This window comes from Phenylobacterium sp. GW823-FHT02A09 (genome assembly GCF_058797775.1).
Map to the genome: position 1 here is coordinate 41537 of NZ_JBXAJZ010000002.1, position 15055 is coordinate 56591.

Genomic DNA, 15055 nt, shown 5'->3' on the forward strand with positions numbered 1-15055 from the left:
CCTTGCGTCCGCTCTCCCTCGCGCTCTACGCCGCCGCCACCGGGCTGGCCGAACCGCTGGCGCCCGGCCTGCTGCGCCGGCGCGCCGCACGCGGCAAGGAGGACCCGAACCGCGTCGGCGAGCGCCTGGGCCACACCGGCGTCGCCCGCCCGCCCGGCCCGCTGGTCTGGCTGCACGGCGTCAGCGTCGGAGAGAGCCTGTCGCTGCTGCCGCTGGCCGAGGCCCTGGTCCGGCCGGGCCTGACTCTGCTGGTCACCTCGGGAACCCGCACCTCGGCCGAATTGCTCGCCAAGCGCCTGCCGCCGGGCGTCATCCACCAATATGCGCCGGTCGATACGCCGGGGGCCGTGCGCCGGTTCCTCGACCACTGGCGCCCGGACACCGCGATCCAGGTCGAGAGCGAGCTCTGGCCGAACCTGATCCTCGGCGCGAAGGCCCGCGGCGCAAAGCTGGCGCTGATCTCGGCCCGCATGACACAGGCCAGCGCGGACGGCTGGGCCCGCGCACCTGGCGCCGCCCGCGCGCTGCTGTGCGCATTCGACCTGGTCCTGCCGCAAGATGACGACACCGAGGCGCGGCTGCGCGGCCTGGGCGCGGCCACCGGCCCGCACCTCAACCTCAAGAACGTCGGCGCGCCGCTGCCGGCCGATCTGGCCGAACTCGAACGCCTGAAGGCCGCCACCGGCGAACGCCGGGTCATCCTGGCCGCCAGCACCCATCCCGGCGAGGACGAGATCATCGCCCGCGCCGCCGCCGGGACAGGGGCCCTGCTAGTCGTCGCGCCGCGTCATCCCGACCGCGGCGAAGCCGTGGCCGCGCTGCTGACCCGGCTGGGCCGCCAGACGGCGCGGCGCGCGGCTGGCGAACCGCTGACCGCAGCGACCACAGCCTATGTCGCCGACACCCTGGGCGAGATGGGCCTGTTCTTCCGCGCCTGCGACGTCGCGGTGATGGGCGGCAGCTTCGTGCCCGGCGTCGGCGGCCACAATCCGCTGGAGCCCGCGCGGCTCGGCGTTCCGATCGTCACCGGTCCGGACGTATTCAACGCCGCCTCGACGTACGAGGAGATGTTCGACTGCGTAGCCGCGATCCGCTGCGCCGACGAGGCGGCCCTCACGCGCGATTTGCGCGGCCTGTTGAACGAGCCGCTGATCGCGCCGCGGATCGGCCGCGCCGCCCTCGCCTACGCCGAACGCCAGGGCGCGGCCCTGGACAAGGCGCTGGCCCTGCTCACCCCACTGCTGCCCGCATGAAGCTCTCGACCCCACGCTGGTGGTACGCCCGCGAGGGCGCGCCGGCCCCGATCACCCGCGCCCTGCTGAGGCCCGTCTCCTGGATCTGGGCGGCGGCGACCGCGCGGCGCATGGCCAAGGCCGAGCCGGTCGATCCCGGCGCGCCGGTGATCTGCGTCGGCAACCTCACCGTCGGCGGCTCGGGCAAGACGCCGGTCGTCCGCGAACTGCTGCGCCGCCTGCCCGGGGCCCACGGCCTGTCACGCGGCTACGGCGGGTCCGAGCGGGGGCCGCTGCGCGTCGATCCGGGCCGCCACACCGCTGCGCAGGTCGGCGACGAGCCGCTGATGCTGGCCGGCGACGCACCGATCTGGGTGGCCCGCGACCGCGCGGCCGGGGCTCTGGCCGCCGTCGAGGCCGGCGCGTCCGCGATCATCATGGATGACGGACATCAGAATCCGAGCCTGAAGAAGGCGCTGTCGCTGGTGGTCGTCGACGGCGAGACCCGCAACAACGTCTGGCCGCTGGGCGACGGATCGGTGTTTCCCGCCGGACCGCTGCGTGAACCGCTGGCGATCGGGTTGGCGCGGGCCGACGCGGTGATCGTCATGCTGCCCGCCGATCTGGCCGAGCCCGATCCGGAACTGCTCGCCGCCCTCGCCGCAAAGCCGGTGCTGATCGCGCGCCTGGAGCCGGCCGAGGCGCCGCCGCCTGGACCGCAGGTGGGCTTCGCCGGCATCGGCATGCCCTGGAAGGTCGAGCGAGCGCTGAAGGCGGCCGGCTGCGAGTTGGTCGACTTCGTGCCGTTCCCCGACCACTTCGCCTACGACGCCGCCGCCTTGAAGCTGATCGAGGGCCGCGCCGAGATCTTCGACGCCGGCCTCGTGACCACCGAGAAGGACTGGGTGCGCTTGCCGCCCGCGTGGCGTGAGCGAGCCAAAGCCTGGCCGGTGCGGGCGGTGTTCGAGGACGACGACGCCCTCGAACGCTTGATCGCGCCCTACCGCTAGAAGATCGGCTGCGCCGGCTGCTGAGCCGCCTGCGGCGGCGCTGCTGGGGTCGGCGCCGGCGCCGGCTCGGCCGGCGGCGCGGCCGGGTCGGTCGGCTCCACCGGCATGAGATCGTCGATCGTCAGTTCAGGGGCCTCGACCGGCGGCGGCGCGACCGGGGCCAAGCCAATCTGGCGGCCGTTGGCGCGCACCACGCCCTTGCTCATCGCGAACCGCGCAAAGTCGCGCCAGATCTCGGCCGGCAGGCCGGCGCCGGCCACGCCGTTCATCGGGCTGTTGTCGTCGTTGCCGACCCAGACGCCGATCACCAGATCGCCGACGTAGCCGAGGTAAAGCGCGTCGCGGTAGTCCTGGGTCGTGCCGGTCTTGCCATAGGCGTACTGCGAGACGTTGCCCCCGTTAGCGGTGCCGAAGACGACCGCGGCGCGCAGCATGTCGCGCAGGCCGTCGCGCTCCTTGGCCGGCAGTTCCTTGGGCGCGGGCTTCCGCGCCTGGATCACGCCGTAGGGGGTCACCGGATAGCGGCCGCCCGCGACGCCGGCATAGGCCGCGGTAAGGTCCAGCAGCGTGGTCGGGGCGGTGCCGAGCGCCAGCGTCAGGTCGGGCGGAAACTGCGAGCGCAGGCCCATGTCCTCGGCCGCCTTGATTATCGCCCCGCGGCCGACCTGCTGCGCCAGGCGCGCGGCGGCCACGTTGGACGAGCCGGCGAAGGCGTTGCGCAGGTGGATCTCGCGGTTGGCGTAGTGGCCCTCGTGGTTCTTGGGCGACCAGTCGGCGATGGTGACCGGCGCGTCGAGGATCAGGCTGTCGGGGGTCATGCCCTGGCGCAGAGCGGCCTGGTAGACGAACAGCTTGAAGGCCGAGCCCGGCTGGCGCTGGGCGTCTGCGGCGCGATTGAACTGGCTGGTCTTGTAGTCGTCGCCGCCGACCATCACGATCACCCGGCCGTCGGGGCGCATCGCGACGAGCGCCGCCTGGCTGGCGTGCAGATAGCCGCCATGACGCTTCAGGGCGGTGCTGACGATCTCCTCGGCGCGGTCCTGCAGGATCGAATCCAGCGTGGTCGGGACCATGACTTCGCCATAGGCGGCCTCGAACGCCTCGCGCGCCTGGGACGAAACCCAGTCGGCGAAGTAGGAGCCGACCGGCAGCTTCTCGCGGCCTGATCGGACAGTGGCCGGCCGCGCTCCGCGCGCCTGCTGCGGCGTTATGACGCCCTGCTCGGCCATGGCCGCGATGACGATGCGGGCCCGCGCTTGGGCGGCCGGCAGGTCCTCGGTCGGGGCTAGGCGCGAGGGCGCCTTGACCATGCCAGCGAGCATGGCGGCTTCGCTGATGCTGAGGTTTTCCGGGGTCTTGTCGAAGTAGTGGCGCGCGGCGGCCCGCAGGCCGAACACCCCGTCGCCGAAATAAACGGTCGAGAGGTAGCGCGAGAGGATCTCGTCCTTCGACAAACGCGCCTCGAGATAGAGCGCGATCATCGCCTCCTGGGCCTTGCGGCGCAGGCTGCGCTTGTTGCTGAGGAAAGCGTTCTTCGCCAACTGCTGGGTGATGGTCGAGCCGCCCTGCTGGACCTCGCCGGCCGAGACGTTGCGCTGCAGGGCGCGGGTCAAAGCCTTCAAATCTATACCGAAATGACTGTAGAAGCGCCGGTCCTCGATGGCGATGAACGCGCCGGGGACGTACTTGGGCAGCTTGGTCGCGTCGACCGGCTGCTCCTTATACGAGCCGCGCCGGGCGAACGGCTTGCCGTCGGCGGTGACCAGCACCAGCGTCGGGTCGGGCAACGGCTCCAAGGCCCGTCCCAGCGGCAGCGACCAGACCATGAAGACGATCACGGCGACCATGGCGAGCGCCGCGCCAGCGGCGATCTGCCAGGGGCGGCGACGCCAGATCGGCGGCCGTTCGCGCACGACTTCAGGTGCGCCGGTAAGCTCGGTCATGGGGCTCCGTACTCGGACGTTGGGCGATCGGCCGATCGCCCTCTTCGCACGCCGCTGAGACGGTTGCTAGGCCCCCGCCTTCTGGGCGTAGGTCCAGGCCGACTTGGCCAGTTGCGGCACCCGCTCGGCCATCGCCGCGGCCTGCGGGCTGTTGGCCGTGCCATCGCGGACCCGGCCGACGATGCCCTGACAGATCCCGGCCAGGCGGAACATGTTGTAGGACAAGAACCAGTCGAGGTGATGCAGGCCCGAGCGGCCGGTGCGGGCGCAGTAAGCCTCGACCGCTTCCTCGATGGTCGGAATGCCGTGCGCCTTGAGGTCCGGCAGCTGCGAGATCGTGCCGTTGACCCAGTTCATCAGCAGATAGGTGAAATCGGCCAGCGGCTCGCCCAGGGTGCCCAGCTCCCAGTCGAGCACGGCGATGACGCGCGGCTCGGTGGGGTGGATGACCATGTTGTCGAGGCGGTAGTCGCCATGGACGATCGAGGTGCGCTCCTGCTCGGGCAGGGTCTTGGGCAGCCAGTCGATCAGCCGCTCCATCTCCTCGATGTGGGTGGTCTCCGAGGCCTTGTACTGCTTGGTCCAGCGATCGACTTGCCGGCCCATGTAGTTGCCGGGTTTGCCGTAGTCGCCGAGGCCGATGGCCTGGTAGTCGGTGTTGTGCAGGTCGGCCAGAGTGTTGATCTTGGCCATGAAGATCGCGTGGCGCTCAGCCGGCTCGTACTGCGGCAGCTGCTGATCCCAGAGGATGCGGCCTTCGACCATGTCCATCACGTAGAACATGGTGCCGACCACCGACTCGTCCGTGCAGAGGCCGTAGGAGCGGGCGACCGGGAAGCCGGTCGGATAGAGCGCCGTGATCACCTTGTACTCGCGGTCGACCGCGTGCGCCGAGGGCAGCAGCTTGCCCGGCGGCTTGCGCCGCATGACGTACTTCTTGGTCGGGGTGACGAGCTGATAGGTCGGGTTCGACTGGCCGCCTTTGAACTGGCGCACTTCCAACGGGCCGGCGTAACCCTCGACATTGGCCTGCATCCAGGCAGCCAGCGCAGCCTCGTCGAAACGATGGGATTCAGCGACCTCCTTGGTCCCGCTGTTGAGCTGTTCGCGCTGCTGCTCTGCGGTGTCGGACATGGCGTTTCCCTCGACGTTCGTACAGTTGTTTGAACCACCATACCGAGGGCAAGGCATGCGGAGCAAGCCGTTCCGCCGCGGGAACTAACGCGACGTAAGCGCTCGCCAACCGATGTCGGTGCGGTGGAAGCCGCCCGGCCAGTCGATCTTCCCAACCGCCGCATAGGCCTTGTCCCGAGCCTCTTGCAGGGTCGCGCCCCGAGCGCAGACATTCAGCACCCGGCCGCCCGAGGCGCGGAGCGTCCCGTCGACGTCGCGCGAAGTCCCGGCATGAAAGACCACGACCTCAGGGCCAAAGTCCTGTTCGGCGCCGCGGATGATCGAACCGGTGACCGGAGCTTCCGGATAGCCGTCGGCGGCCAGCACGATGCAGATCGCGGATTCGTCGCGCCAGACCGGGGGAGGCATCTGGGCCAGCGTGCCGTTCGCGCAGGCGACGAGATAGGGAACCAGATCGCTTTCCAGGCGCAGCATCAGCACCTGGCATTCCGGATCGCCGAAGCGGACATTGAACTCGACCAGCTTGGGACCGTCCTTGGTGGCCATCAGCTCGACGAACAGCACGCCTTTGTACGGCGCACCTTCCGAGGCGATGCCGGCGAAGGCGGGCTCGGCCAGGCGCGTGCGGGTCTGCTCGATCAGTTCGGGCGTGAAGACCGGGGCCGGCGAGTAGGTGCCCATGCCGCCGGTGTTGGGGCCGAGCTCGCCGTCGTAGGCGCGCTTGTGGTCCTGGACCGCGCCGAAGACGATGGAGTCCTTGCCGTCGCAGAGCGCGAACAGCGAGCCGATCTCGCCTTCGAGGAACTCTTCGATCACCACCCGGGCGCCGGCGGCGCCGAAGCGGCCGCCGAGCGCGTCGTCGATGGCGGCTTCGGCTTCAGCCCTGTCCGCGGCGATGACCACGCCCTTGCCGGCGGCCAGGCCGTCGGCCTTGATCACGTAGGGCGGCTGGAACGCGTCGAGCGCGGCCTTGCCGGCCTCGGCCGTATCGCAAACCTTGTAGCCGGAAGTCGGCAGGGCGTGACGGTCGGTGAAGGCCTTGGTGAAGGCCTTGGAGGACTCCAGCTGGCCGGCGGCGGCGACCGGGCCGAAGCATGGGATCTGCGCCGTGTTCAGGGCGTCGGCGAGACCCGCCTCGACCGAGAGCTCCGGACCGATGACCACCAGATCGGCCGCCATCTCCTTGGCCAACGCCAGCAGGCCCGGAACGTCGGTGACCTTCAGCGGCGCCAGTTCGCCGAGAGCGGCCATGCCCGGATTGCCCGGGGCGATGACCAGACGCTTCACCAGCGGCGAGGCCGCGATCTTCCAGGCCAGCGCGTGTTCGCGCCCGCCCGAGCCGACGAGGAGGATGTTCATGGGCGAGCGTTTGGCGCGCGCGGGCGCGGCGGTCAAGGATGGGCCGCGCCGGAGCCCGCTTCGATCCAGCGCCGAACCGTGGCGCGGGCGCGTTCCGACGTCTTCGTCGCCGGGCGGCTCGGCGGAGCGGTGACCTCAAGCACGACCCCGTCGGGGTCCTGGAAGTAGATCGACTGCTGGGCGCCGTGGTCCTCTTCCCAATAGCGCACGCCGGCCTCGCGCAGCCGCAGCCGCCAACCGGCGAGCTCAGCCACCGTGTCCGCGGCCATGGCGTAGTGGCGGGCGTCCTTGGGTAGATCGCGATAGAGCGGGGCCGGCGCGTCCTTGAGCTCGACCAGCACGATCTCGCCGCCGCCCGGCAACGCGAAGATCATCATCAGCCAGGCGTAGTCGCCCCAATCGTCGCCCTCATGGGCCTCGACGAGCTCCAGCCCGACGACGTCGCGATAGAAGGCGAGGCTGGCGCCGGCGTCGCGCACCGGAAACACCACATGGTCCAGCTTCAGCATGCCGACCGTCCTCCGCGGGGAGGCCGTCAGCATAGCACATGCCGCCTAGCCCCAGACGCGGAAATGCTTGGAGAGCTTGAGGCCCTGGCGCTGATAGTGGGACCCGCCTTCGCCGTAGAGACGGGCAGGTTTTGCGGTCAGCGGCTCATAAACCAGCCGAGCGACGGTCTGGCCGTCCTCGAGCAGAAACGGGGTTTCATGGCTGCGCACTTCGAGTACGCCGCGCGAGCCCACGCCGCCCGCCTCCTCGGTGCCGAAGCCGGGATCGAAGAAGCCGGCGTAGTGCACCCGGAACTCGCCGACCGACGGATCGATCGGGGTCATCTCCGCCGCCTCCATGACCGGGATCTCCACCGCCTCCTTGGACGCCAGGATGTAGAACTCGCCCGGATCGAGCAGCAGTTCGCCCCGGCGCGGGATCAGCGGCTCCCAGAAGTCCTTGGGGTCGTGGCCGTCGACATGGTCCATGTCCACCACGCCGGCGTGACGACGGGCGCGGAAGCCGGCGACGCCGTCGGAAAGGTCGACCCCGACGCTGCGGACCTGGAGTTTCGGCGGCTCGCCGCGCTTCAGGCGCAGCTGGTTCAGGCGCGTGGACGTCCGCACTAGGATCGAGAAGGTCTGCGGCGCGATCTCGATGAAGGTGGGGCCGGCATAGCCCTCGGCGACGTCGTCGAAGGCGACGGAATTGTTGGTCAGCAGCCGCACGAACACATCGACCCGGCCGGTCGAGCTCTTCGGGTTGGCGCGGGCCGAAATGCCCTTCGGCAGCGCCAGGGCCTCCTGCAACTCGGCGATGTAGACGCAGCCCTTCTCGAGCACGGCGCCCTTGGTCAGGTCGAGTTCGTGCATCGCCACGTCCTCGATGCGCTGGGGCACCGTACGGCCCAGGCCCGGCAGGAACGAGGCGCGCACGCGCCAGGCCCGCGCGCCCAGGCGCAGATCAAGACTGGCCGGCTGCACCTGGTCGGCGTCGAACGGACGGGAGGACGTGATGGCGCCCGCGGCGATCAGGTCATCGATGGACTGGGAAGGCAGGATACCGGCGGCTTGGCTCATCGCCGCGACACTCGCCGCCCGCCACGAGTCTTGCAAGGCTTCGCACCCGCCTGGCTGCAAGCTGCGGCAGATTTTCACTGGTGGCGAAGGCCCAGGTCGAGGTTTAGAACGCCCAGCCTAAGCTGAAAGGAACCACCATGGCCGAAGACACGCGCGACTGGGAGCTCGAGACCAAGCTGGTGCGCGGCGGCATGGTACGCACGCCCTACGGCGAAATTTCCGAGGCGCTGTTCCTGACCCAGAGCTTCTCGTACGAGAGCGCCGGCGCCGCCGACAAGCGCTTCTCCGGCGAGGAACCGGGTTTCATCTACCAGCGCTTCGGCAACCCGACGACGCAGATGTTCGAGGACCGCCTGGCCCTGCTGGAAGGCGCCGAGACCTGCAAGGCGACCGCCTCGGGCATGGCCGCGGTGCACGTGGCCCTGCAAGGCTTGGTGCGGGGCGGCGACCATATCGTCGCCGGTCGCGCCCTGTTCGGCTCCTGCCGCTGGATCCTGTCCGAGTGGATGCCGCGCTTCGGGGTCGAGGTGACCTATGTCGACGCCACCGACCTGGACGCGTGGAAGAACGCCGTGCGGCCCAACACCAAGGTGTTCCTGGTCGAGAGCCCCGCCAATCCGCTGCTGGAAGTCACGGCGATCGGCGCGGTCGCCGAGATCGCCCATGCAGCCGGCGCCAAGCTGGTGGTCGACAACGTCTTCGCCACCCCGGTCTTCCAGAAGCCGCTGGCCCTGGGCGCGGACATCGTCGTCTATTCGGCCACCAAGCACATCGACGGTCAGGGCCGGGTGCTGGGCGGCGCGATCCTGGGCGCTGAGCCGCTGATGACGGAATCCTACAAGGACATCCTGCGCCACACCGGGCCGGCGCTGTCGCCGTTCAACGCCTGGGTGCTGCTCAAGGGCCTGGAGACGCTGGAGCTGCGCGTCACGCGCCAGGCGCAGAACGCGGCGAAGATCGCCGACGTGATCGCCGCGCACTCGAAGGCCAAGACGGTGCTCTATCCCACCCGTCCCGACCACCCGCAGGCGGCGATCATCGCCAACCAGATGACCGGCGGCGGCAATGTCGTGGCCTTCGACCTGGGCAGCCGCGAGGCGGCCTGGCGGTTCCTGGACACGCTGGAGATCGTCGACATCTCCAACAACCTCGGCGACGCCAAGTCGATGGCCACGCACCCCTGCACCACCACGCACCGCTCGATGCCCGAGGCCGAGCGCCTGGAAATCGGCCTCACCGAGGGCTGGGTGCGGATGAGCGTCGGCCTGGAAGGCGCCGGCGACCTCACCCGCGACGTCAACCGCGCTCTGGACGCCGCCTGAACTTGAGCGCCTGATCGCAGGCCTCTCCATCGGGAGGCCTGCGATGACCCGCGCGACATCGCTGATCGGCTCGGCTCTGTTCCTGGTGCTGGCGCCAGGAACGATCGGGCTGCTGGTTCCTCACCTGATCAAGCTGGCGACGCCGCGCGCCGACCTGCCCGGATGGCCGCTGCTCGCCGTGATCGGCGCGGCGTTAGCGCTGTCTGGGCTGGCCGTGCTGCTTGAGTCCTTCTTGCGTTTCGCCCTGCAGGGCCGCGGGACCCCGGCGCCGATCGCGCCGCCCGAGCGCCTGGTCGTGGCCGGCTTCTATCGGTACGTCCGCAATCCGATGTACGTGGCCGTGCTGGCGCTGGTCGCGGGCCAGGCGCTGGTCACGGCACGCCCCTGGACGCTGGCCTATGGCCTTGCCCTCTGGGCGATCTTCCATGCCTTCGTGACGGCCTATGAGGAGCCGACGCTGCGCCGCAGCTTCCCCAACGCGTATGGCCCCTACTTCGCCAACGTGCCGCGCTGGGCGCCGCGCCTGCGTCCCTGGAAGGGCTAGCCCAGCCAGGCCAGAATTTCCGCGCTCATCTCGATCGGGTAGGTGTGGGCGAGATCCTCGATCTCCCGATAGGCGACGTCGGCGCCAGCAGCCTCCAGCGCCTCGACGGCGGCGCGCGCCATGCCGATCGGGAACATCCAGTCGAGCGCACCGTGCACGACCTGGATCGGCAGCCCGTGCAGGCGATCGCTGTCGGCCGCCTGAGCCAGCATCGGATGGAAGGCGGCCGCGACCGGCGCCAGATGCGTGAACGGCGAGTTCGCCTCCAACCCGCTGACATAGCTGAAGGTGCCGCCGTCGCTCATGCCGGTGAGCAACAGGCGGCTGCGGTCCAGGTTCCACCGCGCGCCGATCTCGCCGACGATATGCGCCAGGTTGGGCGTGTCGAAGTCGGGGCCCGTCAGCGCCCAGGTCTGGCCGGCGGCGGTCGGCGCGACCACGATCGCGCCGCGGCTGCGGGCGGCCCGCAGCCAGCTCCACAGAAAGGCGCGGCCGTTCCCGGAGCCGCCGTGCAACGCCACCACCAGCGGCCAGGCGCGGTCGGCTGAGTAGTATTCCGGCACGTAAAGCGAGAAAGCCCCCCGCGCGCCCGGCTCGCCCCCCGCATGCATGACGCCGGTGTGCGGCGCGGGTGCGTGAAAGCGCGCCTGCAACGCCGCATCGCCGCGGACCCCGGGCTCCAGGAAGAAGCGGTTCACGGGCGGCAGCAGGCCGGCCAGGGGATAGAGCGCCTCCTGCGCCCGGGGGCCATGGCGCAGCCCCCGGAACGCCTGCATCACGTCGCCCGCCGCCACGCCCGCGCGAAGCTCCTCGAACCCCGACACCACGGCGAGGCCGGCTTCTTCAAGCAGCTCGCGCAGCGCCACGACCTGACCCTGCCAGCCGGCCATCCGCTGCAGAGACTCGCGTAACGCCTCCTCCGGCGCGCCGACCGCGGCCAGCAGCGCGGGCAGGTCCGGCGGGTTCAGCCGCCGTCCAATGAAGGCCAGCGCCTCCAGCGCGCCCAGCAGCGCGCCGGTGAGGGTGGCCAGTTCTTCAAACTCGCGGTCGGCGTCTTGCATGACGCCATAGTCGCGTCGGCGGGGGCCGGAGGCCAGCCCGGTCTTAGGCCAGGCCGGCCGGATCGATCGCGTAAACCCGCGAGCAGTACTCGCAGGTGACGCGGATCTGACCGTCGTCCTCGACCATGTCGGCGCGCTCGTCCTCGCCGAACGATTTCAGCACCGTCTCGATACGGTCCTGCGAGCAGCGGCAGAAGGCCTGCAGCGGCTTGGGCTCGAACACCCGCACGCCGTCCTCGTGGAACAGGCGGAACAGCAGGGTCTCGGCCGAGATGGTCGGATCGAGCAGTTCGTCTTCGCCGATGGTCTCGAAGAACGCCTGGGTGCGGACCCACGCTTCGGTGGTCGAGCCGCGGGCGTCGTCCTCGGCGATGTTCTGGATCAGCATGCCGCCGGCGCGCCATTGTGGGCCCTGACCGACGTCGGCCTGGCCGACGGCCAGGCGCACGCGGGTCGGTGTCTGCTCCGACTGGGCGAAGTACTGCTCGGCGCAGAGGGCCAGGGTCTCGCCCTCGATCGCCGTGACGCCCTGATAGCGGTCCATGTCCGGGCCCTGGTCCACGGTCATGATGAACACGCCGCCGCCCAGCAGGCTCTTGGCGCCGGGCCGCACGAAGCCGGTCGTCAGCTTGGCGACCTCTTCCTCGTCGTATCGGCAATAGCCGCGCAGGGCGCCGCTGGTGTCGTAGTCGACCACCACGTAGCGCACCGGGCCGTCGCCCTGGGCCTGGACGATCAGCCGGCCATCGAACTTCAGGCTGGAGCCGACCAGGGCGGCGAGCGCGCAGGCTTCGCCCAGCAGATTGGCGACCGGCTCGGGATAAGCATGGCCGGAGAGGATTTCGTGCACCGCCGGGCCCAGCCGGACCAGGCGGCCGCGCACGGCTTCGCCTTCGATCTGGAAGGGGGCGACGATGTCGTCGGGGATGGCGTTCATGACGGTGTCGGACATGGTGGCGGCATATAGGGAGGCGCGGCCTAACTTGCGAGCTTCAGCTGCGGCCTCCCGTTGTCGCGGTTAGATCGCCCCGAAGCACCAGGCGAGGATGGATTTCTGGGCGTGGATGCGGTTTTCCGCCTCGTCCCAGATCAGCGACTGCGGACCGTCGATGACGTCGTCGGTCACCTCTTCGCCGCGGTGCGCCGGCAGGCAGTGCAGGAACACGCCGTCCTTGGCGGCTAGAGACATCAGATCGCCGTCGACCTGATAGGGCTCCAGAGCCTCCATCCGCTCGTCGTGGTCGACGTCGCCCATCGACACCCAGGTGTCGGTGATCACGCAGTCGGCGCCCCGCACGGCTTCGCGCGGATCGTCGGTGGTGAACACCTGGCCCTGCAGATCGGCCGCGCGGGCCAGATCCATCAGGTCAGGATGATAGAGCGCCGGGCTGGCGATGTTCAGCTTGAAGCCCAGCTTCGGCGCGGCGTGGATGAAGCTGGAGCAGACGTTGTTGCCGTCGCCGACCCAGGCCAGGGTCTTGCCGGTCACCGGACCGCGATGTTCCTCGAAGGTCATCAGGTCGGCGATGATCTGGCAGGGATGCCCCTTGTCCGACAGGCCGTTGATGACCGGCACGGTGGAGGCGTAGGCCAGCCGCTCGACGTCTTCGTGGCTGTTGGCGCGCAGCATGATCGCATCGACCATCCGCGAGAGCACCTTGGCGGTGTCCTCGATGGTTTCGCCGCGGCCGAGCTGCATGTCGTTGGCCGTCGAGATGATGACGTCGCCGCCCAGCTGGCGCATGGCTGCGTCGAACGAGAAGCGGGTGCGGGTGGAGTTCTTCTGGAAGATCATAGCCAGCGTGCGCTCGCGGCACGGGGCGTCGCCGTCCACGCGCCCCTGCGGCCAGCCGCGGCGGGCGGCCTTGCGCGCCTTGGCGTCGTCGAGAATGGCGCGCAGGTCGGAAGCTTCGATCTTCCAGAGGTCGACAAAGTGTCTGACGGGTTGGGTCATGGTGGGGTCCCACTAACCCCGCTCATCCCGGCGACGGCCGGGACCCAGGTTCATCTGGAGAGAGCGGGGTGTTTCACCTGGGTCCCGGCCTTCGCCGGGAGGGCGGTTTCGTTTAGGCGGCGGCTTTGGCCTTGGCGCGGGCGGCTTCGCAGGCGCGGTCGAGTTTCTCGACCGCCTCACGGGCTTCCTCGAGCGTGAGGGTCAGCGGCGGCAGCAGGCGCACGCAGTTGTCGCCGCCGCCTGCGATCAGCAGATGCTGGTCGCGCGCGTGCTGCATGAACTCGCGGTTGTTGGTCGCGAGCTTCAGGCCGATCAGCAGGCCCTTGCCGCGGATGTCGAGCACGACGTCCGGATAGCGGTCCTTGAGGCCGTTGAACTGCTGGGTGAAGTAGCCGGCCAGCTCGCGGACGTGATCCATCAGCTCGGGCTTGGCGAGCTCTTCCATCGAGGCCAGGGCCACCGCCATGGCCAGCGGGTTGCCGCCGTAGGTCGAGCCGTGCGAACCGACGGTCATGCCGGCGCCGGCCGCCGCCGAGGTCACGCAGGCGCCGACCGGGAAGCCGCCGCCCAGGGCCTTGGCCAGGGCCACGATGTCCGGCTTCACGCCGGCCGCCCATTCCCAGGCGAACAGCTTGCCGGTGCGGCCCAGGCCGCACTGGATCTCGTCGAGGATCAGCAGCGTGCCGGTCTCGTCGCAGAGCTGACGCAGTTGCTGGAGCTGCTGTTCGCTCAGCGAGCGCGCGCCGCCCTCGCCCTGCACCGGCTCGACGATGATCGCCGCGGTGCTCGGGCCGACCGCGGCCTTCAGCGCGTCCATGTCGCCGAACGGCAGCTGGACGAAGCCCGGCATGCGCGGGCCGAAGCCTTCGAGATAGGCCGCGTTGCCCGAGGCGTTGACCGCCGCCAGGGTGCGGCCGTGGAACGAGCCGTCGAAGCCGATGATGTCGATCCGCTCGGGCGCGCCGTTGGCCCAGTGATACTTGCGCGCGGTCTTGATCGCGCACTCGATCGCCTCGGCGCCGGAATTGGTGAAGAACACCTCATCCAGGCCGGTGGCGTCGGTCAGCACCTTGGCCAGCTTTTCCTGGCCCGGGATCTTGAAGACGTTGGAGACGTGCCAGAGCTTCTCGGCCTGGTCCTTCACCGCCTGCACCAGCTTGGGGTGCGAATGGCCGAGCGCGTTCACCGCGATGCCGGCCATGCAGTCCAGATAGGCGTCACCGTCCGTGGTGAACAGGCGCGCGCCCTCGCCTCGTTCGAACGCCAGCGGAGCGCGGTTGTAGACGCCCATGATGTGGTCGCTGGGAACGGTCGCGGCTTGTTGCGCGGTCTTTTCAGTCACGGGGATTGCCCTCCGAAAACGTAAGCGTCCCCGCGGCGACGGCTGCGGGGACTGGAAGGCTTGGCGTTTTCCGCTGGGAACGGCGGTCTGTCAATGACCGCTTCTGTGAAGCTTCATGGACCACTTGGCCGCAGGGGTCCATGTTTGGCCACGTTTCTCACCGAGGAGGCCCGGATGAAGACTCTCTACGCTCTCGCTCCGCTCGTCGCCCTGGCTGTCGCAGGCTGCGCCAGCACAGCCCCCGCCCCGGCCGCCAAGGGCCAGGTCACCGGCTCAGTGCTCTATCGCGAACGGATCATGCTGCCGCCGACGGCGACGGTCACCGTCACCCTGGCCGACACCTCGCTGATGGACGCGCCGGCCAAGGTGATCGACACCCAGGTGCTCACCGGCGGCTCGCCGCCCTACAAGTTCACGCTGAACTACGACCCGGCCACGATCGTCGACAACCACACCTACACGGTGTCGGCGCGCATCGAGGTCGACGGCAAGCTGCGCTTCATCACCGACACCCACACCCCGGTGATCACCCGCGGCTCCCCGCACCACGTCGAGATGATCGCCGTGGGCGTGCCCCAGAACTGAG

General features: G+C 69.7%; 14 protein-coding genes. 5 read left to right on the forward strand and 9 right to left on the reverse strand.

Annotation, left to right across the window (positions count from 1 at the left end; genetic code table 11):
• Positions 1–2 precede the first annotated feature (2 nt).
• Together AC1Q87_RS07285 and lpxK are read left to right on the forward strand one after the other, a co-directional pair.
• Positions 3–1253, forward strand: a complete 1251-nt coding sequence (locus AC1Q87_RS07285) for a 3-deoxy-D-manno-octulosonic acid transferase (protein WP_492608317.1) — start codon at positions 3–5, stop codon at positions 1251–1253.
• A complete protein-coding gene (gene lpxK / locus AC1Q87_RS07290; RefSeq protein ID WP_492608318.1) occupies positions 1250–2242 on the forward strand; it encodes a tetraacyldisaccharide 4'-kinase in 993 nt (330 codons plus the stop codon). Before AC1Q87_RS07285 ends, lpxK begins: the two co-directional genes overlap by 4 nt.
• On the opposite strand, the gene AC1Q87_RS07295 is transcribed toward lpxK, so the two are convergent.
• The 5 genes from AC1Q87_RS07295 to AC1Q87_RS07315 form a co-directional block, all read right to left on the reverse strand.
• A complete protein-coding gene (locus AC1Q87_RS07295; protein WP_492608319.1) occupies positions 2239–4185 on the reverse strand; it encodes a transglycosylase domain-containing protein in 1947 nt (648 codons plus the stop codon). The genes lpxK and AC1Q87_RS07295 overlap by 4 nt on opposite strands.
• A 66-nt stretch (positions 4186–4251) precedes the next feature.
• Entirely contained in the window at positions 4252–5319 is a 1068-nt protein-coding gene (locus AC1Q87_RS07300) for a phosphotransferase family protein (RefSeq protein ID WP_492608320.1), read from the reverse strand.
• A gap of 84 nt (positions 5320–5403) precedes the next feature.
• Positions 5404–6678, reverse strand: coding sequence for a phosphoribosylamine--glycine ligase (gene purD, locus AC1Q87_RS07305; RefSeq protein ID WP_492608321.1), 1275 nt, complete (start codon positions 6676–6678; stop codon positions 5404–5406).
• 32 nt (positions 6679–6710) lie between these two features.
• Positions 6711–7187, reverse strand: a complete 477-nt coding sequence (locus AC1Q87_RS07310) for a VOC family protein (RefSeq protein WP_492608322.1) — start codon at positions 7185–7187, stop codon at positions 6711–6713.
• A gap of 45 nt (positions 7188–7232) precedes the next feature.
• Positions 7233–8246 carry a 2'-deoxycytidine 5'-triphosphate deaminase gene (locus AC1Q87_RS07315; RefSeq protein ID WP_492608323.1) on the reverse strand — a complete coding sequence of 338 codons (1014 nt, stop codon included), beginning with the start codon at positions 8244–8246 and terminating at the stop codon, positions 7233–7235.
• 137 nt (positions 8247–8383) lie between these two features.
• On the opposite strand from AC1Q87_RS07315, the gene metZ reads away from it, so the two are divergent.
• Positions 8384–9568 carry an O-succinylhomoserine sulfhydrylase gene (gene metZ, locus AC1Q87_RS07320; protein WP_492608324.1) on the forward strand — a complete coding sequence of 395 codons (1185 nt, stop codon included), beginning with the start codon at positions 8384–8386 and terminating at the stop codon, positions 9566–9568.
• 43 nt (positions 9569–9611) lie between these two features.
• Positions 9612–10112, forward strand: coding sequence for a methyltransferase family protein (locus AC1Q87_RS07325; RefSeq protein ID WP_492608325.1), 501 nt, complete (start codon positions 9612–9614; stop codon positions 10110–10112).
• On the opposite strand, the gene AC1Q87_RS07330 is transcribed toward AC1Q87_RS07325, so the two are convergent.
• The 4 genes from AC1Q87_RS07330 to AC1Q87_RS07345 form a co-directional block, all read right to left on the reverse strand.
• Positions 10109–11173 (reverse strand): carboxylesterase family protein, encoded by a 1065-nt coding sequence (locus tag AC1Q87_RS07330; protein ID WP_492608326.1) that lies wholly within the window; start codon positions 11171–11173, stop codon positions 10109–10111. The two genes, AC1Q87_RS07325 and AC1Q87_RS07330, sit on opposite strands and share 4 nt — an antisense overlap.
• Before the next feature lie 43 nt (positions 11174–11216).
• A complete protein-coding gene (locus tag AC1Q87_RS07335) occupies positions 11217–12125 on the reverse strand; it encodes an Hsp33 family molecular chaperone (RefSeq protein ID WP_492608327.1) in 909 nt (302 codons plus the stop codon).
• 66 nt (positions 12126–12191) lie between these two features.
• The gene (gene argF, locus AC1Q87_RS07340; protein WP_492608328.1) at positions 12192–13127 is read right to left on the reverse strand and encodes an ornithine carbamoyltransferase; all 936 of its coding nucleotides are present in this window, start codon (positions 13125–13127) and stop codon (positions 12192–12194) included.
• A 112-nt stretch (positions 13128–13239) separates the two neighbouring features.
• Positions 13240–14418 carry an aspartate aminotransferase family protein gene (locus AC1Q87_RS07345; RefSeq protein WP_492609262.1) on the reverse strand — a complete coding sequence of 393 codons (1179 nt, stop codon included), beginning with the start codon at positions 14416–14418 and terminating at the stop codon, positions 13240–13242.
• Between the two features lie 225 nt (positions 14419–14643).
• Here AC1Q87_RS07345 and AC1Q87_RS07350 point away from each other — a divergent pair, with 225 nt between their 5' ends.
• On the forward strand, positions 14644–15054 hold the full coding sequence (locus tag AC1Q87_RS07350; protein WP_492608329.1) for a YbaY family lipoprotein: 411 nt from the start codon (positions 14644–14646) through the stop codon (positions 15052–15054).
• Position 15055: the final 1 nt, after the last annotated feature.

Bases quoted from the DNA above. Each gene is read 5' to 3' on its own strand.
- lpxK (WP_492608318.1), top strand. From the start codon at position 1,250: ATGAAGCTCTCGACCCCACGCTGGTGGTACGCCCGCGAGGGCGCGCCG.
- AC1Q87_RS07295 (WP_492608319.1), bottom strand. From the start codon at position 4,185: ATGACCGAGCTTACCGGCGCACCTGAAGTCGTGCGCGAACGGCCGCCG.
- AC1Q87_RS07300 (WP_492608320.1), bottom strand. From the start codon at position 5,319: ATGTCCGACACCGCAGAGCAGCAGCGCGAACAGCTCAACAGCGGGACC.
- purD (WP_492608321.1), bottom strand. From the start codon at position 6,678: ATGAACATCCTCCTCGTCGGCTCGGGCGGGCGCGAACACGCGCTGGCC.
- AC1Q87_RS07310 (WP_492608322.1), bottom strand. From the start codon at position 7,187: ATGCTGAAGCTGGACCATGTGGTGTTTCCGGTGCGCGACGCCGGCGCC.
- AC1Q87_RS07315 (WP_492608323.1), bottom strand. From the start codon at position 8,246: ATGAGCCAAGCCGCCGGTATCCTGCCTTCCCAGTCCATCGATGACCTG.
- metZ (WP_492608324.1), top strand. From the start codon at position 8,384: ATGGCCGAAGACACGCGCGACTGGGAGCTCGAGACCAAGCTGGTGCGC.
- AC1Q87_RS07325 (WP_492608325.1), top strand. From the start codon at position 9,612: ATGACCCGCGCGACATCGCTGATCGGCTCGGCTCTGTTCCTGGTGCTG.
- AC1Q87_RS07330 (WP_492608326.1), bottom strand. From the start codon at position 11,173: ATGCAAGACGCCGACCGCGAGTTTGAAGAACTGGCCACCCTCACCGGC.
- AC1Q87_RS07335 (WP_492608327.1), bottom strand. From the start codon at position 12,125: ATGTCCGACACCGTCATGAACGCCATCCCCGACGACATCGTCGCCCCC.
- argF (WP_492608328.1), bottom strand. From the start codon at position 13,127: ATGACCCAACCCGTCAGACACTTTGTCGACCTCTGGAAGATCGAAGCT.
- AC1Q87_RS07345 (WP_492609262.1), bottom strand. From the start codon at position 14,418: ATGGGCGTCTACAACCGCGCTCCGCTGGCGTTCGAACGAGGCGAGGGC.
- AC1Q87_RS07350 (WP_492608329.1), top strand. From the start codon at position 14,644: ATGAAGACTCTCTACGCTCTCGCTCCGCTCGTCGCCCTGGCTGTCGCA.